Here is a 24,633-nt window from a genome sequence, read left to right on the forward strand (position 1 = left end):
CCGGCAGGGCCTGTCCCGGCTTTCGCCGGGATGACAACGCGGCTAGAACACCCGCATCAGACCGGGCGTCCAGAAGCCCCAGCGGTTTTCGCTGCCGGTCCGCAACTGTGCCGCCGTGGCGGGCAGGTACTGGTCGTAGCGTTCCAGCGAACCCCAGTCCCGGGCCCAGTCGTCGCGCAGGTAGGTCGGCAGGGTGGTCGACTTGGCCAGCATCTGACTGAACCCGAGCGGGCCGCCGAACTCCTGGGCCTGCCAAGTGTTGGTGGAGCTGATGGCCAGCGGGCGGTCCGGCAGGATGCGGAATTTCGGCACCTGGGCCACGCCGTTCTGGTGCAGGAACGGCTGCTGGCACGGGAACTGCAGGCCGACCGCCCAGTCCTCCAGGATCGGCTGCTCGGAACCGAGGAAGGTGTTCAGCGACTCCAGCTTCGGCATGCGCGGCGGCGTGAACGCCAGCCACTGGTCACCGATCAGGATCGGGTCGTTGGCGACGATGCGCACGGTGTCGGCCTCGGGCGCGATCTCCGACAGCGGCACCCGCAGGTTGCGCCAGGACGGGAACGGGCCGATATCGCGCGGCAGGTAGGTGCCGAGCTTCTCCACGCCGCCGTCGGGCAGGCGCCGGCCGTAGTCCACGGTGAGCGACTGCCCGTAGTTCAGATCGCCGGTGTCGTCGTAGGACAGGATGCGGCCCGCGGCGGAGATCACCACCAGCGGCTTGTCCGCCGAGCGCGGCGCCAGTTCGTACCAGCTCGAGGTCAGGCGCGCGGGCTGCTGCACGCCGGGCTGGTAGCTGCCCATGATCGGGGTGCCGGCCGGGTCCAGGCCGAACGGCAGCGCGACATTGGAGCCGTTCACGCCGACCGCGCCCTTGCCGCCGCCGGTGCCGGCGCTCTCGCCCTCGGCGAAGGCCGCGCCGACCGACTGGGTCGAGGTGTTGCCGGTGCCCGGCTTCACCTCCACGCTGTCGGCGGACAGGTCGTCGGGCACGCCGTTGGGCGTGAAGCCGACCGGCTCGGCCCCGCCCAGCGGATCGTCGTCCTTGGGCGGATTCGCAGGATCGACGACCGGCTGCAGCCGGCCCGCGTTCGGATCCGCCTCCACCAGGACGTCATTGGCCAGGCCGCAGGAGTTCCCGGTGACCGCGTCGTAGTTCGAACGTGCCAGCGAATACGCCGGGTACTGCGAGTAAGCGCCCTTGACCAGCGAGAGCACCTCCAGCGCCACCATCAGGGCCGCCACCACGGTCAGCGGAATCGCGGCGAACTTCCGGATCCGCCGCCCGCGCTCGGACTTGGCCGAACTCTCCGGCTTGGCATAGCCCTCGCGCAGCGCGTGCCAGGCGACCAGCGCCAGCGCCAGCGCGAACAGCACCAGCATCAGCGTGTTGCCCTGGTAACCCTGCAGCGAGATCCGCTTGTCGAACCACGGCACGCCGAAGCTGGAGACGTACCAGTAGCCGTTGATGCCGGAGAAGGCCACCGCGAGCACGAACAGCAGACCGGCCAGGAAGATGGCCCGGTTCTTGCGATGCCGCAGCGCCGTCGCCGACACCGCGACCGCGGTGACCGCGGCCAGCGAACCGGCGATGCCCGCGTACGCGCCGAAGTGGTGCGTCCACTTCGTCGGGTTGAACATCATGAAGAAGATGGTGCCGAAGACGATGCCCATCAACCGCCAGGTCGGCCCGCTCGCGATGCCCGCCACCTGCCGCCGGCGCAGCAGCACCAGCATGGTGGTGAACAGGCACAGCAGCATGGTCAGGAAGGCGAAGCGGCGGGGCAGCGAGCCGTCCACCGTCTCCACGAACAGGTAGTAGTAGCGCAGGTAGTCCTCGTACCAGGCCAGGTTCGGGCCGGTCGCCTGCCGCACCCGGTTGGCTTCCTGGATCGCCGAGAAGGTCTGGTCGCTGTAGACCACGGTCAGCACCAGCACGCCCGCCGCCGCGATCGGCGCGAGCAAGGGCAGCGTCGAACCCCACCAGGCCGAGGCGCCCAGCTTCATGAAGTCGCGACGGCGGCGCACCACGATCCAGATCAGCGGGCGGATGCCGGCGAGCAGCGCGGCCACGCACATCAGGCCGGTCGGCGCGGCCGCCAGCGTGAAGGCGGCGATGAGCACCGCCATGGCGGCCGGCAGCAGGCGGCCGGTGGCGATGGCGCGTTCGATCGAGACCCAGGTCAGCAGGGCGCCCAGCGCGACGATCGGCTCCGAACGCAGGCCGTTGTCGTAGGGCAGCCAGAAGGCCAGGAAGACCAGGCCGCCGGTCCACAGCGCCACCTTGCTGTTGCGCACGCCGCGGCCCAGGCGCGGCACCACCTCGCGGCTGATCACCATCCAGCACAGGATCGCGCAGGCCAGCGCGGGCAGCCGGACCCACGGGCTGGCGGTGGAGATCTCCGCGAAGACCTGGATCACGTTGTAGTACCAGCCGAACGGCGCCTCCGGCACGCCGTACCAGCGGAAGTAGTTGGCCATGTACCCGGCGTGCGGGGCGACCCGCACCATGCTCAGGATGTAGCCGTCGTCGGAGGTGTTGGCGCCGATGAAGTGCCACACCAGCAGCGTGCCGATCACCGCGCCGTCGGCCCAGGTCGGCTTCAGCCAGTGCGCCGGGAAGAACCGCCGGTGCCCGCGGCCGTCGCTGGTGTCCAGCTTGGCCAGGGCGGCGAGCGCGATCAGCGTCAGCACGACCGCGGCGAGCATCGCCACCATCTTGATCAGGGTCGGGCTCGTGGTGAACCGGGTGTCGATGGTGGATTCGAAGGACAACCCGGCGGGCGCCGCGCCGCGCAGGTCCGAGAACACGCCCACGATCTGCGGCCGCAGATCACCCGTCAGCTCGCCGGCCAGCGGCTCGTCCACGATCACCGAATCCGCGCCGGGCACCTGCTTTTCCACCGGCCTGGTCAGGCCGACGAACTCCGCCCGGGTCTTCTGATCGTCGGAGCTGATCAGGAGCTCCGAGCACTGGCCCATGTCCGACCGCGGCGCGGACGCCACCACCGCGTTGCGGTCGACCACGTCCACGGTGCTGTCGGAGACGCGCACGAACATCGCCTCCAGGGCCGCCCGGTCGCCCTGCGGCGGCGCGGTCGCCAGCAGCATGCCGCCCTGCTCGGGCAGCGCCTGCACCGCCGAACACGGAATCGTGGCCTTCAGCTCGATCGGCACCTGCGACATCAGCGGCGCGCTGACATTGCCGAGCGTTCCGCTCTGTGGCCAATTCAACGTCGCCGTAGTCTGACTGACCGGCAGGAACGGGGTGGCCAGCGCCAGCAGCGCGCCTAACAGACCGGTGATCAGCGCGATCGCGCGCGCGGTCCGGAAATCGCGTGGCGCGACCTGCGGAGCGGGGGCCGGGCGTTCGAGTACGGCGGTGGCGGCGTCTGACACGGTTGGCAATGCTAGCTGTACCGGTCCGTCCGGGTACACCAGCCGGTGCGCGCCCTGGTCATCGACCCCACCGCAGAGCCCCCGCGTGATAGCCGGATCCCCGAAAATGGACCCGAGTGGCTGACCGTGGTCGGGGTCTTTGGCAGGGTGGGGGTATGACCAAGGTGAATCTCGTGACCAATTACGGCCCCATCGTCCTGGAGCTGGACGACGCCCAGGCGCCGAACACGGCGCAGAACTTCGTGAGCTACGTGAACGCCGGCCACTACAACGGCACCATCTTCCACCGCGTCATCCCGAACTTCATGATTCAGGGCGGCGGCTTCGAACCGGGCCTGCGCCAGAAGGGCACCCAGGCGCCGATCCAGAACGAGGCCACCAACGGCCTGAAGAACGACAAGTACACCATCGCGATGGCCCGCACGAACGACCCGCACTCGGCCACCGCGCAGTTCTTCATCAACACCTCGGACAACGACTTCCTGAACCACTCCGCGCCGACGCCGTCGGGCTGGGGCTACACCGTCTTCGGCAAGGTCGTCGAGGGCCACGAGGTCGTCGACAAGATCGGCGCCGTGGCCACCGGTTCGGCCGGCGGGCACCAGGACGTGCCGCGCGAGGACGTGGTCATCGAGTCCGCGACCATCGCCTGAGGTTTCGCACCGACCGACGGGAATCGGGCCGTCTCGCAACGGAGTACGGCCCGATTCCCGGTACGGCGGAGTCCGGGGTTACAGCGGGATCAGGTGGTGCTTGCGCGGGTAGCGCACCATCTTCTTGTCCCGCAACAGCTTCAGCGCGCGCCGCAGCTCCAGCCGGGTCGCGGACGGCTCGATGACCGCGTCCAGGTACCCGCGCTCGGCCGCCAGCCACGGCGTGGCCACGGTGGCGTTGTAGAAGTCGATCATCTGCTTGCGCATGCCCTCGCGCTGATCCTCGGGCATGGCCTCGATCTGCTTGCCGCCCATCAGGCTGACCGCGCTCTCGGCGCCCATCACCGCGATGCGCGCGGTGGGCCAGGCCAGATACACGTCCGAGCCGAGCGCCTTGGAGCCCATGACCGCCCAGCCGCCGCCGTAGGCCTTGCGCACCACCACGGTCACCTTCGGCACGGACGCGGCCGTGTAGGCGAACAGGAACCGGCCGCCGCGCTTGATGACGCCGATCTTCTCCTGCTCCACACCCGGCATGAAGCCCGGCGTGTCCACCACCAGCACCAGCGGGATCTCGAACGCGTCGCAGACGCGGATGAAATGCGCCGCCTTGTCCGAGGCGGCCGCGTCCAGCGCGCCCGCGTAGTGCATGGGCTGGTTGGCGACCACGCCCACCGGATTGCCGTCCACCCGGGCGAATCCGGTGATGACGTTCTGCGCGACCTGGCCGCCGATCTCGTGGAAGCCGCCGTCGTCGAAGATCCGCAGCAGCACCTCGTGCATGTCGTAGCCGGCGTTGTCGGAATCCGGGACCAGCCCGTTCAATTCCAGATCCGAGTCCGTGACCTCCGGCTCCAGACCGGGATTCACCACCGGCGGCAGCTCGACGCAGCTGGAGGGCAGGTAGCCCAGGTAATCCCGGACCCAGGCGAAGGCCGCCTGCTCGTCCTTGGCGACGTGGTGGATATTGCCGTACCCGGCCTGGCTGCGCGCGCCGCCGAGCTCCTCGATGCTCACGTCCTCGCCGGTGACCTCGCGGATCACCTTCGGCCCGGTGACGAACATGTGCGCGTCCTCGGTGGCGACGACGACGTCGGTGCAGATCGGCTGGTACACCGCGCCGCCCGCGCAGTTGCCCAGGATCAGCGAGATCATCGGGACGTACCCCGACAGCGGTTCCATCGCGGTGGCCAGCTGGCCGTACCAGTGCAGTGAGGTGACCGCCTCCTGCACGCGCGCGCCGCCGGAGTCGTTGATGCCGACCAGCGGGCAGCCGATCTTGGCCGCGAACTCCATCGTGGCGACGATCTTGCGGCCGAACATCTCGCCGACCGAACCGCCGTAGACGGTCTGGTCATGGGAGAAGACCGCGACCGGACGCCCGTCGACCAGGCCGTGCCCGGTGACCACGCCGTCGCTGTAGAGCGCCTTCTTGTCGTTCGGATTGCGCACCAGCGCACCGATTTCCACGAAGCTGCCCGGATCCAGCAGCATGCCGATCCGGTCGCGGGCGCTGGGAATCCCCTTCTTCGCCCGCTTGGCCACGCCCGCTTCGCCCGTCGGCTCCTGTGCGAGCTCCAAACGCTTCCACAGGTCGGCGAGCTTCTCGGCAGTGGTGGTCACTTGGCTCCCTTCGCCTCGATATCGGCGAGCTTGGCGGCGAGGTCCAGACCGATCTTGCCGATCCGGGGCTCGTCGACGATCTGCAGGTGGTCGCCGGGGATGTGGACGATCTCGAGATTGGTGATGTACTCGTCCCAGCCGCCGTTGGGCCGCCGATCCGCGTATCGCGGCTCGAGCTCGATCGCACCGTCGTGATAGCGATCGGCGAGGTAGAGCACCACGTCACCGTCGTACTGGCGCTGCTGTGCTTGCTGCAACGCCCGGTGTTCCAGCCAGGAGGTGCGCTGATGTTCGAGCACGCCGCCCGGAATCTTCGCGCCGCTCAATTTGATCAGGTCGCCGATCATCTTGAACTGCTCCTCGTCACTGGCCGCGGCCAGTTCCTCGAGCTGTTCGCGATCCAATTCGTGCGGCACGTTGTAGGTCTTCTTCGCGAATGCCTGATAGCGCTCGAGCCGGCGGATCCGCTCCTCGGGACTGTTGTCCTCGGGGGCCGCGGGAATCGCGAGATCGATCAGGCCCACCGTGCGCACATCGGCGCCCTCTTCCCGCAGCAGCTGACCGACCTGCAGCGCGAGCACCGCGCCCAGCGACCAGCCGTACAGCACGTACGGCCCGTCGCCCTGGATCTTGCGCAGCTCCGGCACGTACTGGCGGGCCCGCTCCTCGATCGAACCGTCGACGCGCTCGAAGCCATACATCGGGGTGTCGGCCGGGAGCCGCTTCAGCAGCGGTTCGTAGACCAGGGTGTTGCCGCCCGCCGGGTGGAACACGAAGACCGGCACCGCGTTCGAGCCCTCGGCGCGGGCCCGCAGCGGCCGCACGAAACCGTCGATCTCGGCGCCGCTGTCCTGCAGTTCGCGCACGATATTGGCGAGATCCTCGATGGTCTCGCTGTCGAGCACGTCGTCGACGGTGATCTCGGAGCCGACCCGCTCGGTGAGGCGGGCCGCCATCTTCTCCGCGACGTCCTCCTCCAGGATCGGCAGGGTGTTGAAGATGCCGCCCGCGGACTTGCCGGTGACCAGGGCCCAGGTGCCGTAGGCCAGCCGCTCGGCCGCGTCGCGCGGTGGCACGTCGTCCTCGTTCTCGGCCTCGTAGGCCACCCCGCCGAGCACGGCCTGCTCGGCCACCGGGACCTCGGTCGCGACGGCGGCCTCGGCCACCAGCGCGCCCGCCGCCGACTCGATCGCTTCCTTCTTCTCCGCGGCCGGAGCCGCTTCGGCCGCGGCGGCTTTCGCGACGGCGGCCGGGTCCGCGCCCGCCTCGATCGCGGCCCGCGCCTGGTTGACGAAGTCGGCGTCGATGCTGACGTCTTCGCCGGCGGCCTGCCGCTCGGCGATCGCGGCCACCTCGTCGCGATGCTCGATGGCGTAGCGCAGCACCTTGCCGACCTCGGTCAGGTTGGCGTCGCGCACGGCTTGGATCTGCAACTGCGGAATGTCGAATTCGTATTCGACACGGTTCTTGATGCGCATCGCCATCAGCGAATCGAGCCCGAGCTCCATCAGCGGGATCTCCATCGGGAGATCCTCCACCGCGTAACCCATGGACTCGGCGACGATCAGCGCGAGCCGCTCCTCGAGCTGCTGGCTGCCGTTCGGATCCCAGCGGTCACCGAAGCTCTCCACCACCGCGACCTCCGCGGCCGCCGGGGCGGCCTGCGCGACCGGCTGCGCCGCAACCGGTTCCGGCAGCGGAGCGCCCGAGGTGACGACACCGTCGAACAGCAGCGTGAACTGGTTGCCGTCCTTGGCGTGCACCTGCGCCGCCGCGCCGCCCGGGTACGGGGTCAGCGTCGTGGTGAGCGTGCCGGTGGCCGGGATCGGAGCGTAGGCATAGGACGCGCCCGCCTGCACCTGCGAAAGCACCTGCGCGGCAGCGGCGGTCACCAGCGCGCCGAGATCGGTGACGGCTCCCGCCTGGACCTCCCACACGTGGCGGCCATCGGGCAGCGACACGTGCGCGCCCGGGACCTTGGCGTTGCCGCCGCCCGTGGCGATCGCCTTGCCCGTGGGCCAGAACTCCTTGCGCACGAACGTCGTCCGCGGGATGTCGGCGTACGGGCCGGCGGGCAGCAGCGAGGACAGGTCCACGCGATGGCCGTTGACGTAGAGCTGGGCCAGCGCCGAGATCACGGCGGCCGACTCGTCTTCCTTGCGCTTGAGCGTCGGGATCAGCGCGGCGTTGTGCACGCCCGCCGCGAACGTGGTGCCCATGACCTGCATGAGCGCGACCGAATTCGGGGCCAGCTCGAGGAAGGTGGTGATGCCGGTGTCCACCGCGGCGCGGACGGCGTGGGTGAAGTACACCGAGCCGCGCATGTTGGTGACCCAGTAGTCCTCGTTGTGCACGGGCTCGTGACCCGCCTTGTAGAGCGCGCCCCGGTGCACGGTCGAGTACAGATCGACCTGCAGCGGGGTCGGCTCGATACCGGCCAGCTCCGCCGCCAATTCGCCGAGCAGCACGTCCATCTGCGAGGTGTGGCCGGCGCCGCGGGTCTGCAGTACGCGCGCGAACTTGCCCTGCTCCTCGACCTTGGCCACGATCGCGTGCACCTGATCCGGCGGGCCGCCGATCACGGTGTTGGTCGGCGCGGCGAAGACCGCGAGCTCGATGTCCGGGAAGTCCGGCAGCATCGCCTCGACGTCCTCGGCGCTCAACTCGACCAGCGCCATGTTGCGCACCTGGTCGTCGGTGATCATGGCCTCGCCCTCGGCCATCAGGCGGCCGCGCGAAACAATGACGCGCACCGCGTCTTCCAGCGGCAGGCCGCCGGAGATGTAGGCGCCGGCGACCTCGCCCTGGGAGTGGCCGACCACGCCCTCGGGCTCCGCGCCGTGCGCGCGCAGGATGGCGGCCAGACCGGCCTGGATGGTGAAGGTGCCGACCTGGCCGGTGCCGATGTCCCAATCCTGGGCGTCGTCGAGGATCATCTCGCGCACCGAGTACCCGGCCTCGTCGACGACGAGTTCGTCGATCTTGTCCACGGTGTCGCGGAAGATCCGGTTCTCGGCGTAGAGCTGCTTGCCCATCTTGCGGTGCTGCGCGCCGAATCCGGCCATCACCCACAGCGGGCCCTTGGCGGCGGGCGAGTCGACGGTGAAGACGCCGTTGCCCGGCTTGCCCGCGGCGATCGCACGCAGACCGGCGACGGCCTCGTCGTGATCCTTCGCGATCACGACGCCGCGCGAACGCCAGTGGCTGCGCTTGGCCAGCGACCGGGCCACGTCCTCCAGCGGCACGTCCTTGCCGTCGGCCTCGAGCCAATCGGCGAGTTCCCCGGCGGCGCGGCGGCGGCGCGAGGGCAGATAGCCCGACACCGCCAGGATGACCGGCAGCGGCTCCGCGCGCTCGGACCACTCCGGCTCCGGCACCGCGTCGGCGGCGATCGCGGTGGCCTCGGCCACCACGTCGGTGCCGGCGACCTCGGTCTCGATATCTTCGTCTCGCGCGGCGGGCTCGGCGGCCGGGGCCGGCTTGTACTCCTGCAGCACCAGATGCGCGTTGGTGCCGCCGAATCCGAAGCCGGAGATGCCGACCGTGGCGGTGCCGCTGTAGCGCGGGTACTCCGTCGGCTGGTCGACGACCTTCAGGTGCGCCTGCTCGAACGGGATGAACGGGCTGGGGCCCGCGTAGCCCAGGTTCGGCGGAATGACGTTGTGCTGGAACGACATCACGACCTTGGCCAGGCTGGCCGCGCCGGCGCCGGATTCCAGGTGGCCGAAGTTCGTCTTGGCCGAACCCAGCAGCGCGGGCTTGTCGGCGTCGCGGCCGCGGCCGATCACCCGGCCCAGCGCCTCGGCCTCGATCGGATCGCCGATCGGGGTGCCGGTGCCGTGCGCCTCGATGTAATCCACGGTGGATGGCTTGATGCCCGCGTCCCGGTAGGCACGGCGCAGCACGTCGGCCTGCGCCTCCGGGTTCGGCGCGAACAGGCCGTTGGAGCGGCCGTCGCTGTTGACCGCCGAACCCTTGATCACGGCGAGGATGTCGTCGCCGTCGCGCTCGGCGTCGGCCAGGCGCTTGAGCACCACCAGGCCCGCGCCCTCCGAGCGCACCATGCCGTCGGCGTCGGAGGAGAACGCCTTGATGTGCCCGTCCTTGGCGACCGCGCCGTTCTTCTCGAAGCCGAGCGTCGCGACCGGGGCCAGGATCATGTTCACGCCGCCGGCCAGGGCCAGGTCGGCGTCGCCGTCGCGCAGCGCGCGCACGGCCTGGTGCACCGCGACGATGGTCGAGGAGCAGGCGGTGTCGACGGTGACCGACGGGCCGCGGAAGTCGAAGAAGTAGGAGACCCGGTTGGCGATGATGCCGGTGGAGGCGCCCAGCAGGGCGTAGGCCTCGGCCGAGATCGGCATGTTCGGGTCGATGTCGCCGAGCCCGAGGGCGGCGATCAACTGGAAGTCGCTGGTGGACGAGCCGACGAAGACGCCGACGGATTCGCCGCGCAGATCGCTGGCCGGAATCCGGGCGTGCTCCAGGGCCTCCCAGGTCAGCTCCATCATCAGGCGCTGCTGCGGATCGACCCGCTCGACCTCGACCGGCGACATCGCGAAGAACTCCGCGTCGAAGCCCTTGACGACGTCCTGGTCGAGGTAGCCGCCGAGGGTGTTGGACTCCTCGACGATCTGCTTGACCGACGGATCCGCGGTGAACTCTTCCCAGCGGCCCTCCGGCAGTTCCCGGATCCCGTCGCCGCGGTTGATGAGGAACTCCCAGGTCGACTCCGGGGTGTCGCCCGCGCCGGGCAGCCGGGTGGACAGGCCGACGATGGCGATGTCGTGCGCCTCGCCGGGGGTGTAGCCCGCGTAGAACGCGTCGTCGGCCGACTCCTCGGGCAGCTCGGGCACGCCGTTGACGATCACCTCGGCCAGCGAGCCGATGGTCGGATGCTGGTAGACGACGGTCGCGTTGAGCACGACGCCGGTCAGCTCCTCGATGTCGCCGCCGAGGGCGAGCGCGTCGCGCGAGGCCAGCCCGAACTCCTCCATCGGCCGGTCCACCGTGATGTTCTCCAACGGTTGACCGGTCGCGTCGGATACCCAGCGCCGCAACCACTCTCGCAGTTCCGCCACCGAGATGTCGGGATTGGCCGCATCCTTGACGGGTGCGGGCGACTCGGGCGTCGCCGAGCTGTCGGCGGCCTCGGTCGTCTGGGTGGGTGTGCCCTCGTTGTCAGCCATCAATTCCTCAAGCTACCTGTCTGCGTACCGGGCGCGCCGCGAATTGACGCTCGGTGGTTGATACCCCGCGCGCAGTCGCCCGGGCGTGGTTACGAGCGACTTGCAAAAGCACATTACTTACCCACCCCGCCGACTGCCGACCCCCGGAGCACCCGCGGGTGCGGCCGGCGCCGAACGGCGCCGGAACCGCACCACCGCGGGCGGTTGCGTCGGTTTCCTACTCGGCATCCGGAGCATCGGGGAACGCCTGCTGGGTGTACCCGCCCCGCAGCGTGCCGCCGACGTATTCGGCCTTGCAGGCCCGCCGGGCGATCTTGCCGCTGGAGGTGCGCGGGATCGAACCCGCCGGCACCAGCAGCACGTCGCGCACGGTGACACCGTGGCGCAGCGACACCGCCGCCCGGACCGCGTCGGCGATCGGCAGCGGATCGGCCTTGCCCGCGCCCGGCCCGCGCTCGGCCACGATCACCAGCTGCTCGGAGGCGTCGTCGGCGTCGAACTTCAGGCCCGAGTGGCTGCCCTGCGCGAAGACCTCGGCGGGTAACTGGTTGGCGGGCACGGAGAATGCGGCCACGAAGCCCGGCCGCAGCGCGGTGGAGGCCTCCTGCGCCGAGAACTCGAGATCCTGCGGGTAGTGGTTGCGGCCGTCGACGATCACCAGGTCCTTCACGCGGCCGGTGATGTAGAGCTCGCCTTCGAAGTACACGCCGTAGTCGCCGGTGCGCATCCAGTTGGCGTCGTCCGCGGTGCCCTCGGCGTGGCTGTCCTCGGGGTTTCTCTTGCTGATCTTGTTCTGGAAGGTGGCGGCGGTCTCTTCCTTGCGCGCCCAGTACCCGATGCCCATGTTGTTGCCGTGCAACCAGATCTCGCCGACCTGGCCGTCGGGCAGCTCGTGGCCGCCGTCGCCGTCCACCGTGGCCGGATCGACGATCGCGGCCCACTGGGATAGCGCCACATAGCCGCAGGAAACCTGCGCGATCGCGTTCTCGGTGCCCTGCTCGACCTTCACCATGCGGCCGGCGTTGAGCTCGTTGCGATCGACGTAGACGACCTTGGCCTCGTCCTCGGCCTTGGTGGCCGACACGAACAGCGTCGCCTCGGCCATGCCGTAGCAGGGCTTGATCGCGGTCTTGGGTAGCCCGTAGGGGGCGAACGCCTCGTTGAACTTCTTCATCGACGAGGTGGTCACCGGCTCGGAGCCGTTGATCAGGCCGAGCACGTTGGATAGATCCAGCGATTCGCCCGGCTTGGGCAGGCCGCGCGCCGCGGCGTGCTCGAAGGCGAAGTTCGGTGCGGCGGCGAAGGTTCCGGCACCGTCGGAGACGGCGGCCAGTTCCTTGATCCAGCGGTAGGGGCGGCGCACGAACGCGCTCGGCGACATGATGGTGATGTACTTGCCGCCCACGGCGGGCAGGATCACCGTCAGCAGGCCCATGTCGTGGAACAGCGGCAGCCAGGTGACGCCGCGCGAGCTCCAGTCCAGGTTCAGCGCCTTGACCATCTGCAGCAGGTTGGTGCCCACGGCCCGGTGCGTGATCTCCACACCGGCCGGCACCCGGGTGGAACCCGAGGTGTACTGCAGGTAGGCGATGTCGTCGACCTTGCTGTCCGGGCGCACCCAGCTCTCGCCGACGCTGTCCGGGATCGCGTCCACGGCGATGATGCGCGGGCGCTGCGCGGCGGGCAGCGCGCGGAAGAACTGGCGCACCCCGGCCGCGGAGGAGCTGGCGGTCAGGATGGCCGACGGGGTGCAGTCACCGAGGACGGCGTGCAGGCGATCGGTGTGACCCGGCTCGTCCGGATCGAACAGCGGCACCGAGATGCAGCCCGCGTAGATCGCGGCGAAGAAGGAGATCACGTAATCCAGGCCCTGCGGCGCCAGGATGGCGACCCGGTCCCCGGGCTTGGTGACCTGCTGCAGACGAGCGGCCACCGCGCGCAGCCGTACACCGAACTCCTGCCACGTCAGCTCTTGCACCTCGCCGTCGCGTTCCCGCGAGTAGTCGATGTAGCGGTACGCAAGCGTGTTCGCGTCGTTGCGGGTGTGCTTCTCGACGTGTTCGACCAGGGTGCGACCCTCGGGAATATGGATGTTCCCGGTTTCGTCCAGGTAGTCGTCGAAAGTCTCTTCCATTCCTTCTTCTCCTCCGAGGCACACGCAGCAAAACGGCTGAACTTCGCCGCTGCTTACCTGTGAGGCCCCGACTCGCTATCGCCCCGCGGGTCGCTCAGCACGCTACGCGTGCGGCTCGTGCATGAGCCAGCCTGCAGATTCTGGTGCGGTCGCGCGGTGACCGCATATCGGCTAGATGTACTCAAACCGCTGTTATGTTACAGAGGAGAGCTGTTCACTCGTCCCTCAGCAGGGGGATCACCGGTGCGAAGGCGTCCATCTGGGTGGGAAATACCCCGACGTACGACATCGACGTGAGTTGCCGCACACGTTTGATCTGCTCGGCGATTTCCTCGAACGTTCCGATCGCCACATAGGGCGAGTTCAAGATCTCTTCTACCGAGAGTTTCACGTCCACCTCGAGATCCGGGTGCAGGCCCCGCTCGATGGCGGTCAGCGCCATCTCCGCGGTCTTCTCCCGGTCGTCGGTGATGACGATGGCGGTGATCGCCCAGTTCAATTCGATCTCGTTGAACCGGTCTCCGGCAGCCTCCTTGATCAGCTCGACCTTCTCGATGGTCTTGGCCATCGTGATGCCCGAGAGCAGGCCCTTGCCCTGCTTGGTCGTGACCGGCACGACCGAGACGATGTCGGCGTGCTTGGCGGCCAGGCGCAGCATCTTCGGTCCGCCGCCGCCGGTGCAGATCGGCGGACGCGGGCCCTGGCGCGGACGCGGGGTGCCCTTGATGCCGTCCACCTGGTAGTACTTGCCGTCGAAGCTGCACTCCTGGCCGCGCAGCAGCACGTCCAGGATGGTCAGCGCCTCATCCAGTTTCGCCAGGCGGACACCCGGGGTGTCGTACGGCAGCCCGGCGGCCAGGAATTCGTCCTGCTTCCAGCCCGCGCCCAAGCCCACCTCGAGGCGGCCCTTGGACAGCACGTCGATGGTCGCCAGATCCTTGGCCAGCACCACCGGATGGCGGAACCCGTTGGCCAGCACCGAGGTTCCCAGCCGGATCCGGCTGGTGGCCTGGCTCAGCGCGCCCAGCGCGGCGATCGGGCCGATCTGGTCACCCAGGTGGTCCGGGACGACGAAGGTGTCGTACCCGTACTCCTCGGCCTGCTGTGCCGTCTGGATGAACTTGCGTGCCCCGCCCTCCTGCTTGTTCCCCTCGCCCGCAGCCGCGAAGCGGAAGGGACGCAGCGGCGTACCCAGCGCGGTCAGCTCACCGGCGGGTGCGGCAGCTTGTGTCATGAACTCATGCTCCTGGCGGATAGACGGCGTGAACTTCAGCGCACTTTACAACGTGCCGACCGATCGCATTGCCAATGTCACAGCGGCACAGAGCCGGACACGACCGTCCACCGGCCTGGACTGTGGAAATTCACGATTGCCTCAGGAATGCGGCGGGTGCGGAGCGTTGTTCACCAAGCCCGCGGCCCAGCCGACCGTCCACTGCGTCGCGGTGGCTCCGGTGGCCGGATCGACCACGTAGCCGTTGTACAGGCTGTGCACCGGATTGCCCGCCGCGCGGACCAGGGTCAGCACGCTGGGGATGAAGTTCGCCGGGTTCAGCGCCTGTTTGGGCGAATCGCAGATCATGTCGCCGGGTGCGCAGATGGTGAAGGTGCGGTCGGCGAGCTTGCCGAAGCCGGGACGCGCGCCGGTCATGGTGATACCGGGGACCTTCAGGCCGCGCAGCGCGACCTCCGCGCCGACGCCCGGCGGGGCGGTACCGATCAAGGTCGCTTGACCGTCACCGGGTTCGCGGCGGCCGTCGGCCAGCAACGTGACACCGAGCACACGATCGGCAGAGACCGGGCCGTCGCCCGCGCCGATCCTGGCCGCGACGTCACCGGCGATCACCGCACCCTGCGAGAACCCCGCGAGCACGTAGTTGGTCAGCGGGCATTCCTTCTGCCGCCCGATCATGAAATCGAGGGTGCGCTGTTCGCCCTCGGCGCGGCTGAGGTTGTAGGAGGTCTGCCCGTCCGGCGGGATGGCCACCGGATTGGAGAACTGCGCCACGTACGGGACGGTGTAGACGTCGAGCCGGCTGCCCGGGAACTGCTCCTGCAGCGGCTTGGAGATGTTGAGCATCAACGAGACCGGGTTCGCCGTCGGGTTGTACGGGTCGTCGTCGGCGTTGGACTCCCAGGTGCCGGGAATCGAGATGAACTGCACATCCGGGCAGCTCTCCGGTTGGGTTTTCGGCGTCTCCTCCGGCGGCTTGGTGGGCCCCGGTGGTTTCCACCAGCCGGCGGCGATCGACCAGATCAGCAGGACGATCGCCACCAGCAGTGCGACGACTGCGAGGAAGATCAGGCACCCCACCGGTCGGGACCGGCGGGGGCTGGAGCCTCGGCGCGCGTTCACTGGCAGTACGTCGACTTAGCCGTGCTGATGTACTTCTTGCCCGCGTCCTCGACCGACATCTTGCTCGCGTCGAACGACGGATCCGAGCCGGCCATCGCGTTGACGAAGGTGGTCAGGTCGGCCTCGCTCGCGCCGGCGGTGACGCCCTGGCAGACGTAGGTGCCGATGCTCAGCGCGATATCCGGGCTGGACGGCGCGATGCCCTCGGCCTTGAGCGCGTCCAGGAACTTCTTGTCCTTGTCGGTCAGCTTCGAGGTGTCGGCGGGGGCGGACTCGGTGGGCACCGGCTGCGGGCGCTCCAGCTCGGAGCTGGGGGCCGCGGGCGCCGAGCTGCTGGTCTCGGTGCTGGAGGGCGACTCCGCCGGCGCGGCCGAGGACGGCGCCGCGGCGGCCGTCGTGGTGTGGCTCAGCGTCGGCGTGCTCGATGCGGTCGAGTCGTTGCCGCCACAGGCGGCGAGCAGGCCGGAGGCGGCGATGGCCACGGCGACGCCGAGAACCTTTCCACGGGTCCGATGCATGAATTCGTATCCTCGATCTGTCACGGGGGCTGCGGGTCGCCAACCAGGCTAGCGGGCGATCCCAGGGACCGCCGGAGTCCTCCGGCGGTCCCTGCACGTTTTACCCCACCTCACAGACCTTGAATCTCAACCTTGCCGTTCTTGATCACGATTCGCCCGAGCTGGAAGTTCTGCTGCACACCGCCCGGAATCTCGGTCTCGTCGCCGGTCGGGTAACCGAGGCGGCCGTTCTCGAAGCCGGCTGTGCGCCACGCCTCGAAAATCGGCCCGGAGCGCACCGCCCACGCACCCGACAGCGGACTCCAGTAGATGGCCCCGCCCTCGAACCGGCTGTAGCGGCCGAAGTCCTTGAGCGGCTGCTCCTCGCTTGCCGGGAAGCCCAGCCAGCCGTTCTCGTAACCCATCTGCTTGTACTTGTCGAGAATCTGGCCCTGCACCCGGAACACGCCGGTCTTGGGGCTGTAGTAGATCGGGCCGCCCTCGAACGCCTGCACCGCGCCGTCCCGGGTCGGCGTCTTCTCCTCCGGCGCCAGCGGATAACCGGCCGGTCCGTGCTCGTAACCCTGCTTGGCCCACTCCTGCAGGATCGCGCCGCGCACCATCTGCGCGCCGGTCTGCGGCGTCCAGTACAGCGAGCCGCGCTCGAAATCCTGGACCCGGCCGCGGCCGTCGGGCAGCCCGCGCTCACCGCTGATCGGCAGGCCCAGCGGACCCGCCGGACCGTTCGCCGCCTGGTAGCCACCGCCGATCATGCCGCCCACCGCGTGCGTGCCCGCCGCCGAATTGAACACCCGGCCGCCCAGGAAATCCTGGGCGGTGCCGCCGGGCACCTGGTACTCGGCGGTGGTGCAGTTGCCCAGCCACGCCGCCTGCTGGACCAGACCCTCCATCGAACCGGCCGGCTTGCAGTCGATCGCGTTCGCGTCCACGCCGAGCGCGGACGCGGCCTGCGTCCAGGACTGGCGCAGCTCGAAATCCCAGTACGGCCACGAATGTGTGCCGGAGGGACGGTAATTCACCTGCGCCGGGATCTGCAGCTTGCCCAGCTTGGTGACGAAGTTCTGCGAGGTGAGCCGGGACAGGATCTCCAGGCCCATGCCCGCGTAATTGGTGCTCACGCCCGGGATCCCGCCCGCCTGGTCGAACGGGCCGGTGCTGCCCGAACCGCTGGAGATGTAGAGGCTGACGCCCTTGAGCTTGTCGGCCAGGTTGTAGGGATCGTGGTTGTCCCACTCGTCGCTGGTCGGCGGACCCCACATGGCGTTGGCGTCGAAACCGCCCGCGTCGCGCAGCGCGTACATGATCGCCTGCGGCATACCGAGGGTGGTCGTGGTGAGGAAGCCCGAGTAGGAGGCCGCGTACTTGGCGAAGCCGGGGTTGCGGCCGGCCAGGAACATCGCGGCGGTGCCGCCCATGGACAGACCGGCCAGGCCGCGCGCGTCCGTCGCCCGCCAGTGCTGCTCGAGCAGCGGCGGCAACTCCTTGGTCAGGAACGTCTCCCACTTGTAGTTCTTGCCGTTGTTCGGGGCGACCCAGTCCGAGTAGAAGCTGGACTGGCCGCCGATCGGCAGCACCACGGTGACGTTCTTGTCGGCGAAGAAATCCTCGGCGCCCGCGTCCTTGGTCCAGCCGCTCTCGTCGTCGGTGGCGCGCAGGCCGTCGAGCAGATACAGCGTCGGGAACTTGGCGTCCTTGCGCGTGTTCCAGTCGCGCGGCAACAACAGCTGCACCTGGATCGGCGTCGCCATGGCCGCGGACTCCACCCACACCGCGACCCGACGATCGTTGAGCCACACCACCTTCTGCACCCGCGGATCGCCCGCGACCGGGGCCGCGGCGGGCGTCGGCTCCGGCGCGTGCACGGCGGGCGCCGCCGCCTCCGGCGCAGGTCCTTGCTCCGGCGCACGGGCCGCATTCGGTTCAGGCGCCGGTTCGGAAGCGCGGGGCGCGTTCGGCTCCGCAGGCGCCGTGGCCGATTCGGGTGCGCGGGCCGCGTTCGGCTCCGGAGCCGCGGCCGATTCGGGGGCACGGGCCGTGTTCGGCTCGGCAGGCGCCGTGGCCGATTCGGGTGCGCGGGCCGCGTTCGGCTCCGGAGCCGGAGCCGGTTCCGGCGCACGAGCCACCGTCGGCTCGGCCGCGGGCGCAGGCGCGGGTTCCGGGGCGCGGACCGGGGTCGGCTCGAGCGCGGTCCGAGGTTCAAGGGCCGGGGCTGCGTTCGATTCGGGAGCAGTTTCCGGCGCACGCGCCGCGTTCGGTTCGGGAGCAGTTTCCGGCGCACGCGCCGCGTTCGATTCGGGAGCGGCAGCGGCTTCCGGCACACGGGCTGCGTTGGATTCGGACGCCGGGGTCGATTCCGGTGCCCGTTCGGCGGGCTGCTCGGGGGCGGCGGGTACGACAGGCCCGTAGACGGGGGCTTGAACCGGAGTGAGTTCCGGGGCCGGAGCGGCGGGCTCGGACGGCGCGGGAACGGGTTGCGCGGCGGGGGGAACGGGGTCCGCCGCGGGGGCCGGTGCCGGATTCGGCGGGGCGGGATCGGCGGAGAGTGCGGGCGCCGGTCTGGGCGCGGGCTCGAAGACCACGGGATCGGCCACCGCGGCCGGGGCGATCCCGGCGGCCAGCGGCAGGACCAGCGCGGCCGCGATCAATATCCGGCGGCGCGCCCGATCAGCGCGTCGAACGTATCTCCCCCGTCTGCCGCTCTCAGCCCCTGTCATAGGTGTTTTTGTACCCCGGCCCAGGTCGAGAACCCGGGAGGACGCGCTGATAGCGAACAGGTATATCCAGTTGATAGCTGCCGCAAAGACAACGACGCCGCCGCTTCGGAAGAAGCGGCGGCGTCGCTCAGCTCAGGGCTGCGCCGGGATCACCAGGCGCCGGTGGCGTCCAGGATTCCCTTGCGGGAGTTGAACAGCTGGCCTTCCCAGTACTTCCAGGAGTGCGTGCCGCTGGCCGGGAAGTCGAAGAACGCCGGGATGTCCAGCGTCTTCAACCGGGCCTGGAACGCACGGGTGTTCACCAGCGAGAGCGCTTCCAGCGCCATCGCGTTACCGGTGTTGAACAGGCCGACCGGGGAGTTCGGCTTGTCGAACTGACCCGGCAGACCGCTCGCCGCCGAGATGTACATCGGCAGACCCTTCAGCTGCGGCGCGAACACGAACGGGTCCATGCGCAGCCAGGCCGGGCTCCACGGCGCGGCCATCGAGTCGACGTTGTACTTGCCGGCGTCCAGCATCGCGATGCGGATCGCCTCACGCATGCCGGGCGCGGAGATGTTCAGGTAGCCGGAGTAGGACGCGGCGTACTTGAACTGATCGCGGTGGTAGGCGGCCAGCGCCAGGGCGGCCGAGCCACCCATGGACAGACCCGCGACCGCGTTGTTGGTCTTGGAGACGCCGTAGTTCGCCAGGAAGTTCGGCAGTTCCCGGGATAGGAACGTCTCCCACTTGTAGGTGGTCTTCTGGCCGTTGGTGTTCGACGGCGAGACCCAGTCCGTGTAGAAGCTGGACTGACCGCCGACCGGCATCACCAGGGTGATGTTGTCGTTCTTGAACTGCTCGATCGCGTTGGTCTCGAAAGACCAGGCGTTGCGGTCGTCGCGTGCGCGCAGACCGTCGAGCAGGTACAGCGCGGCGCTACCGCCCCGCGATGCCCACTGGACCTGGACCTTGATCGGGCCCATGGCCGAGGGCACCATCAGCTCCTCGTAACCGCCCGCGGGCGCGCGCAACACCGGAGCGGTGATGGGCGCGGCAACAGCGGTCGGAGCGGCCACACCAGCGGCAATCGGCAGCGCCAGGGTGGCGGCGCCGACAGCCAGAATTCGATTACGCCAACCGCGAGGTTCGCTTCGCCGGCCCGGCTGAGTACTCTTCGGCGCGGCGGCCCTGCCGAAACGCATGAATTCTGCTCTCTTTCTGCTGTTGTGGCATCACTCGAGACGCACGCCACATTCGATGCCGGGCCCGACCTCCCGGCTCAACGGCGGCGCTACAACGATCTGGTCACACACTTGCGCTCGCAGGAGGATATTCGACCCCGGATTCCTTAGCAAGAGCGAGTCGCTCAGCGCGAGTCATCGGAGTCCGAAATCCCCTGGAGCACAATCTGTGATCGTGCGGTGACACTACCGCGTCGGCCGCGTGATGTCGTCCCCAAGGCCGGATTTTGTTAAAGCGAGCCGGATTTCACAAAGAAAGCGAACCGCCCGGCGAGTGGCGCCGGGCGGTGCTATCCGATCTTGCTATGAACCGGGGAATCAGCCGATATTCGCCGACAGGTCCGGCGCCATCCGGGCAGCCTCCTCGATCCAGTTGTGCCAGTTGTGGATCCCACCCGGCGGGAACGAATACACGGCGTTCCCGCCGCCTAGGGTGTCCATTCGCACCTGGAAAGCCCTGGTATTGGCCAGGGCCAGCGCCTCCAGCGGCATGCCCTGGATGACGTCCATCGGCCCGCGGATGTCGCCGTCCAGCGGCGCGCCGCTGCCCGCCGCGATCCACAGCCGGGTGCCGTTCTGAACCAGATTGGGCGCGAACACGAACGGATCCATCCGCAGCCAGCTCGGGCCCCACGGCGGGGCCATGGAATCCACGTTGTAGCCGCCCGCGTCGACCATCCCGATCCGCAGCGCCTCGCGCATACCGGGCGCGGAGATATTCAGGAAGCCCGACATCGAACCGGCGAAGCTGAATTGATCCGGGTGATAGGCGGCCAGCGTCAGGGCCGCGCTGCCGCCCATGGACAGGCCGAACACGCCATTGCGATAGGGGTTGAATCCGAGCCGGTCGCTGAGCGCGTTGCGCAGGTCCCTGGTGAGGAAGGTTTCCCACTCGTAGCGATAGCTCTTGCCCGGGCCCGTGGAAATCACGTTCAGCCCACCGGATCCGGAGTTACTCGAGCCCGCGTCGGGGGCCAGGCCGAAGAACGAGCTCGGCGCGTTCCAGTCGGCATAGAAGCTGGACATGCCGCCGACCGGCATCACCACGTTGATATTCCAATCCGCCAGCATGGCGGGGACGCCGGTTTCGATTTCCCAGCCGCTCAGAGTTTCCGGCGCTCTCATCCCGTCGAGGGCGTAGACCACTCTGCTGGTGTTGCCGTCCCGGGCGCGCAGCACCCGGGTTTTGATCGGACCCATGACCGGTGAGTCCACCCAGAAGTCGAATGCGGCGGGATCGAATCCCGCGTGCGCCGGCGTCGGACCGCCGAACGCGATTCCCAGTGGCGCCAGTACCGCGATGGCTAAGCCGGCCGCCCAGGGGCGGAGTCGGAATCCCGAGGTTGCTGAGCTCCCTGGTCTTCCATTCCAGCGGGCAATTCGCATTCGACTCGACCTCTCATTTCGGACGATCAGCCAGCAAATCTGAGTAGCTCACCCAAAGAATGACTACATGTTGCTGGAAGTTGACCCACGCCACAAGCACCGTGCGTATATGGCCCTTGCGATTCGTTGCGGGGCGAGTCGTGGATGTGCCCGGAAACAGCAAACCGCCCGGTGCGCGAACGCACCGGGCGGCGGTGAAAGCGGCGGCGGGTCAGCCGATGTGCGCCGACAGGTCGGGGATCATGCGGTTGGCCTCGGCCTCCCAGTTCGCCCAGTTGTGGATGCCGGCGGCCGGGAAGCTGTAGGTCACGTTCTGGTAGCCCAGCGTGGCCATGCGGACCTGGAAGGCGCGCGTGTTGACCAGCGCCAGCGCCTCCAGCGGCATGCCCTGGATGACGTCCATCGGGTTGTTGATGTCACCGGCCTGCGGCAGCGCGCTGCCCGCGGCCACCCAGAGGCGGGTGTTGTCGGCCTTGAGCTTCGGCGCGAACACGAACGGATCCATCCGCAGCCACTGCGGGCCCCACGGCGGCGCCATCGCGTCGATGTTGTAGCCGCCGGCCGAGACCATGGCCACGCGCAGCGCCTCGCGCATGCCCGGCGCGGAGATGTTCAGGTAGCCGGAGTAGGAGCCGGCGTAGTTGAACTGGTCCGGGTGGTAGGCGGCCAGCGTCAGCGCGGCCGAGCCGCCCATGGACAGACCGAACACGCCGTTGCGCACCGGGCTGAAGCCCAGGCGATCCCGCAGCGCGTTCTTCAGGTTCTGGGTGAGGAAGGTTTCCCACTTGTAGGTGTTCGCCTTGCCGAGCGTCTCCTGCCAGCCCGAGGAGCCCGTCATCGAGGAGCCCGAGGAGGAGCCGGAGGGGCCGGAGCCGGTGGCGATGCCGAGGAAGGTGCTCGGGCCGTTCCAGTCGGCGTAGAAGCTGGACGGGCCGCCGACCGGCATGACCACGTTGATGTTGGCGTTGGCCAGGGCGGCGGGAACGTTGGTCTCGATTTCCCAGCCGCTCATGTCGCCGCGGGCGCGCATGCCGTCGAGCACGTAGACGACGCGGTTGGTGTTGCCGTCGGCGGCGCGGATGACGCGGGACTTGATCGGCCCCATGCTGGAATCGACCCAGAAGTCGAAGGCCGCCGGGTTGAACGCGGCCTGCGCGGGGACGGCCGCGCCGACCGAGGCCCCGAGTGGCAGCACCACGGCCAAGGAGACCAGCACCGACTTCTTCAGCCAATTACCGGCTCTCCGGACTCTGAGAGGTCGCATATCTATTCGGGGCCTTTCCCTCATCGCGACCGAGCCGGCCGCCTTCGACGATCAGCCCCGCCGGAATCTGCCCACGCAGAGTGGACGCCCCCGACGGGCGCACTTTCACCGAGCGTATCGCGCCATCGATGCCTCGGCGTTATCAAACCGAAATGATTGAGGCGCACGCCACGTTTGTCTCTAAATGTGATCTCGCCCGGAAACGGGCGAATACCTCGAACAACGCGAAGGGCCCACGATGCGCGCGCATCGTGAGCCCGTGCCGATCAGCAGCCTACGGCTATCGCGGCGGATCCGGGTAGGGGTTCACCAGCCCGCAGCGCTCGATCTCGTACTTGGGCACCCGATCGATCCGGTACTTGGCGAAGGTCAGCGAGTGCAGCAGGTTGTGCTTGAACCGTTCGAAGGTGAACGGATCCCGGTAGGAGATCATCAGCGCCTCGGTCGCCGGGCAGGACATCGCCGTGCGCGCCTGCGCGACCCACTTCTCGTCCAGGTACCAGGGCATCCACGGCTTCACGTCGACCATGCCCGCCTCCACGATGACCCAGTCCGGGTACAGGCTCTTGTCGTGCCCGATGCGCCCGTCGACCAGCCGGTCGGTGTGCGCGGCCAGCGGATAGGCCAGGCCCATCGGATCGATGACGCGCACGTCCAGCGGGACGTTCATGCTCGTCATGCCGAGGTTCAGGAAGAACACCGCGTGCCCGGCGCCGCCCTCGGGGATCGGCAGCGGCGGCGGCGCGACGTACCAGAACATGAACGACGGCGAATTCAGCAGCACGCCGCCGTTGGGGCTGGCCGTGATGTCGTCGACCATGGCCCGGATGCGCGGGTAGTCGAGGTAGTCCTCGGCGCGGATCGGATGGTCGTGGCCGGTGTTGAGCACGTAGTAGATGCGCTCGTCGACGATGCCGGAGGAGCGAATCGTGGTGCCGGACTTGATCGCGGTGGTGCTCGCCGCAAACAGCGACCAGCCCACGGTGCCGATCCAGGCGAGCACGAGCACGGCCAGCGCCCAGTTCGCCGGGCGGCCACGCTCCGGCAGCCGGAACGGGACGACGGCGACCGGCAGCAGCAGCAGGAACAACTGCGGCAGCAGCATGCGCCCGTGCATGAAGTCACCGCCGACGCGCAACGCGTACACGGTGAGCAGCAGCCCGGCGCCCAGCACCAGGGTGACCACCGCGCCCGGCGAGCGCAGCCACTCGCGGAACCGCCGCACCGTCCAGCGCTGCCGCTCCCCGCCCGTGCGGCGCGCCCAGCCGGCGACCACGCCGACGACCAGCAGCACCAGCAGCGGGATGTAGAGGTGGTAGGGCCCGACGAAATCCCACAGGTAGGTGAAGCCCTGGCTCCACTTCGCGCCGCCCGCGTCCTTGGCGACGGCGGTGTTCGGATAGGGCAGGCCGTAGTAGCCCATCCGCCAGATCTGGTAGCCCAGCGGCACCAGGCCGGCGATCGCGATGATGCAGCCGCGCACCAGGAATGGGCGCAGCCGCGACTCCGGCATCGGCGCGAGGAAGATCATCAGCAGCGCCAGCGCGCCGACCAGCGTCATCTCCGGGCGGATCAGCGGCGCCAGGCCGGCCACGAACACCAGGCCGAACAGTCCGGGCAGGCGCACCCGCCCGGCCTGCGCCCAGCGCATCAGCAGCCACCACAGCAGGCCGATCCAGCAGATGACCAAGCCGCTCTCCAGACCGGAGGTGGCGTAGTCACGCGCGGGCGGCAGCGCGATGTAGACCAGCACGCCCGCCGGCAGCAGCAGGGCCGAGGCGGTGCCGCCCCACAGCCGCGCCGAGCCGAGCATGGCGAACACGATCGCCAGGACCGACATGGTCAGCGCGATGCCGAGCACCACGTACTCCAGCCGCGCCTGGGTCAGCCAGCTGAAGAACCAGACCAGGTAGGTCCACGCGGTGCTGGTGTTGGCCTCGACGCGTTCGCCCGCGTTGAACACCGGTCCGTTGCCCGCGAGCAGGTTGCGGATGGTGCGCAGCACGATCAGGCCGTCGTCGGCGATCCAGCGCCGGTTCCAGCCGCCGATCGCGAAAAGCACAGCGGTGAGCGCGATCCCACCGACGAAGGTGGCACGGGATAGCACAGCGAACCGCGAGGCGGAGCGCTCTGCACGCTCCGCCTCGTCTCCGATCCGATCTACTTCCTCGACCAGCATC

The 24,633-nt window shown here is 68.9% G+C and carries 13 protein-coding genes; 1 reads left to right on the forward strand and 12 read right to left on the reverse strand.

All coding sequences use genetic code 11. The features are described 5' to 3' along the window. Positions 1 to 42 precede the first annotated feature (42 nt). Positions 43 to 3,312, reverse strand: coding sequence for an arabinosyltransferase domain-containing protein (locus AB0I43_RS06045; protein WP_357431600.1), 3,270 nt, complete (start codon positions 3,310 to 3,312; stop codon positions 43 to 45). A gap of 239 nt (positions 3,313 to 3,551) precedes the next feature. On the opposite strand from AB0I43_RS06045, the gene AB0I43_RS06050 reads away from it, so the two are divergent. Further along, complete coding sequence (locus AB0I43_RS06050) at positions 3,552 to 4,049, forward strand: peptidylprolyl isomerase (RefSeq protein ID WP_356971714.1); 498 nt, start codon at positions 3,552 to 3,554, stop codon at positions 4,047 to 4,049. A gap of 78 nt (positions 4,050 to 4,127) precedes the next feature. Here the strand turns inward: AB0I43_RS06050 and AB0I43_RS06055 are convergent, their stop codons facing one another. The 11 genes from AB0I43_RS06055 to zomB all read right to left on the reverse strand — a co-directional run bounded on the left by AB0I43_RS06055 (position 4,128) and on the right by zomB (position 24,632). Continuing rightward, positions 4,128 to 5,672 (reverse strand): acyl-CoA carboxylase subunit beta, encoded by a 1,545-nt coding sequence (locus AB0I43_RS06055; protein WP_356971716.1) that lies wholly within the window; start codon positions 5,670 to 5,672, stop codon positions 4,128 to 4,130. Then, positions 5,669 to 10,858, reverse strand: coding sequence for a polyketide synthase Pks13 (pks13, locus tag AB0I43_RS06060; protein WP_356971717.1), 5,190 nt, complete (start codon positions 10,856 to 10,858; stop codon positions 5,669 to 5,671). The genes AB0I43_RS06055 and pks13 overlap by 4 nt, the downstream gene beginning before the upstream one ends. Positions 10,859 to 11,075: 217 nt before the next feature. Then, on the reverse strand, positions 11,076 to 12,992 hold the full coding sequence (gene fadD32, locus AB0I43_RS06065) for a long-chain-fatty-acid--AMP ligase FadD32 (protein ID WP_356971718.1): 1,917 nt from the start codon (positions 12,990 to 12,992) through the stop codon (positions 11,076 to 11,078). 214 nt (positions 12,993 to 13,206) lie between these two features. Further along, a complete protein-coding gene (locus AB0I43_RS06070) occupies positions 13,207 to 14,226 on the reverse strand; it encodes an LLM class F420-dependent oxidoreductase (RefSeq protein ID WP_356971720.1) in 1,020 nt (339 codons plus the stop codon). Between the two features lie 141 nt (positions 14,227 to 14,367). Next, positions 14,368 to 15,348, reverse strand: coding sequence for a cutinase family protein (locus AB0I43_RS06075; RefSeq protein ID WP_357431480.1), 981 nt, complete (start codon positions 15,346 to 15,348; stop codon positions 14,368 to 14,370). Further along, positions 15,345 to 15,866, reverse strand: coding sequence for a DUF732 domain-containing protein (locus tag AB0I43_RS06080; RefSeq protein ID WP_356971724.1), 522 nt, complete (start codon positions 15,864 to 15,866; stop codon positions 15,345 to 15,347). The genes AB0I43_RS06075 and AB0I43_RS06080 overlap by 4 nt, the downstream gene beginning before the upstream one ends. 110 nt (positions 15,867 to 15,976) lie before the next feature. Then, on the reverse strand, positions 15,977 to 17,728 hold the full coding sequence (locus AB0I43_RS06085; protein WP_356971726.1) for an alpha/beta hydrolase-fold protein: 1,752 nt from the start codon (positions 17,726 to 17,728) through the stop codon (positions 15,977 to 15,979). Between the two features lie 1,001 nt (positions 17,729 to 18,729). Continuing rightward, positions 18,730 to 19,764, reverse strand: coding sequence for an alpha/beta hydrolase family protein (locus AB0I43_RS06090; protein WP_356971728.1), 1,035 nt, complete (start codon positions 19,762 to 19,764; stop codon positions 18,730 to 18,732). Positions 19,765 to 20,121: 357 nt separating this feature from the next. Continuing rightward, the gene (locus AB0I43_RS06095) at positions 20,122 to 21,189 is read right to left on the reverse strand and encodes an alpha/beta hydrolase family protein (RefSeq protein ID WP_356971730.1); all 1,068 of its coding nucleotides are present in this window, start codon (positions 21,187 to 21,189) and stop codon (positions 20,122 to 20,124) included. A gap of 211 nt (positions 21,190 to 21,400) precedes the next feature. Next, complete coding sequence (locus AB0I43_RS06100; protein ID WP_356971732.1) at positions 21,401 to 22,453, reverse strand: alpha/beta hydrolase family protein; 1,053 nt, start codon at positions 22,451 to 22,453, stop codon at positions 21,401 to 21,403. A 280-nt stretch (positions 22,454 to 22,733) separates the two neighbouring features. Further along, positions 22,734 to 24,632 (reverse strand): flagellar motor control protein ZomB, encoded by a 1,899-nt coding sequence (gene zomB, locus AB0I43_RS06105; RefSeq protein WP_356972237.1) that lies wholly within the window; start codon positions 24,630 to 24,632, stop codon positions 22,734 to 22,736. Between the last annotated feature and the right edge of the window lies 1 nt (position 24,633).

Origin of the sequence: Nocardia sp. NPDC050435, assembly GCF_040655395.1 — a bacterium.
Classification (GTDB): Bacteria; Actinomycetota; Actinomycetes; order Mycobacteriales; family Mycobacteriaceae; genus Nocardia.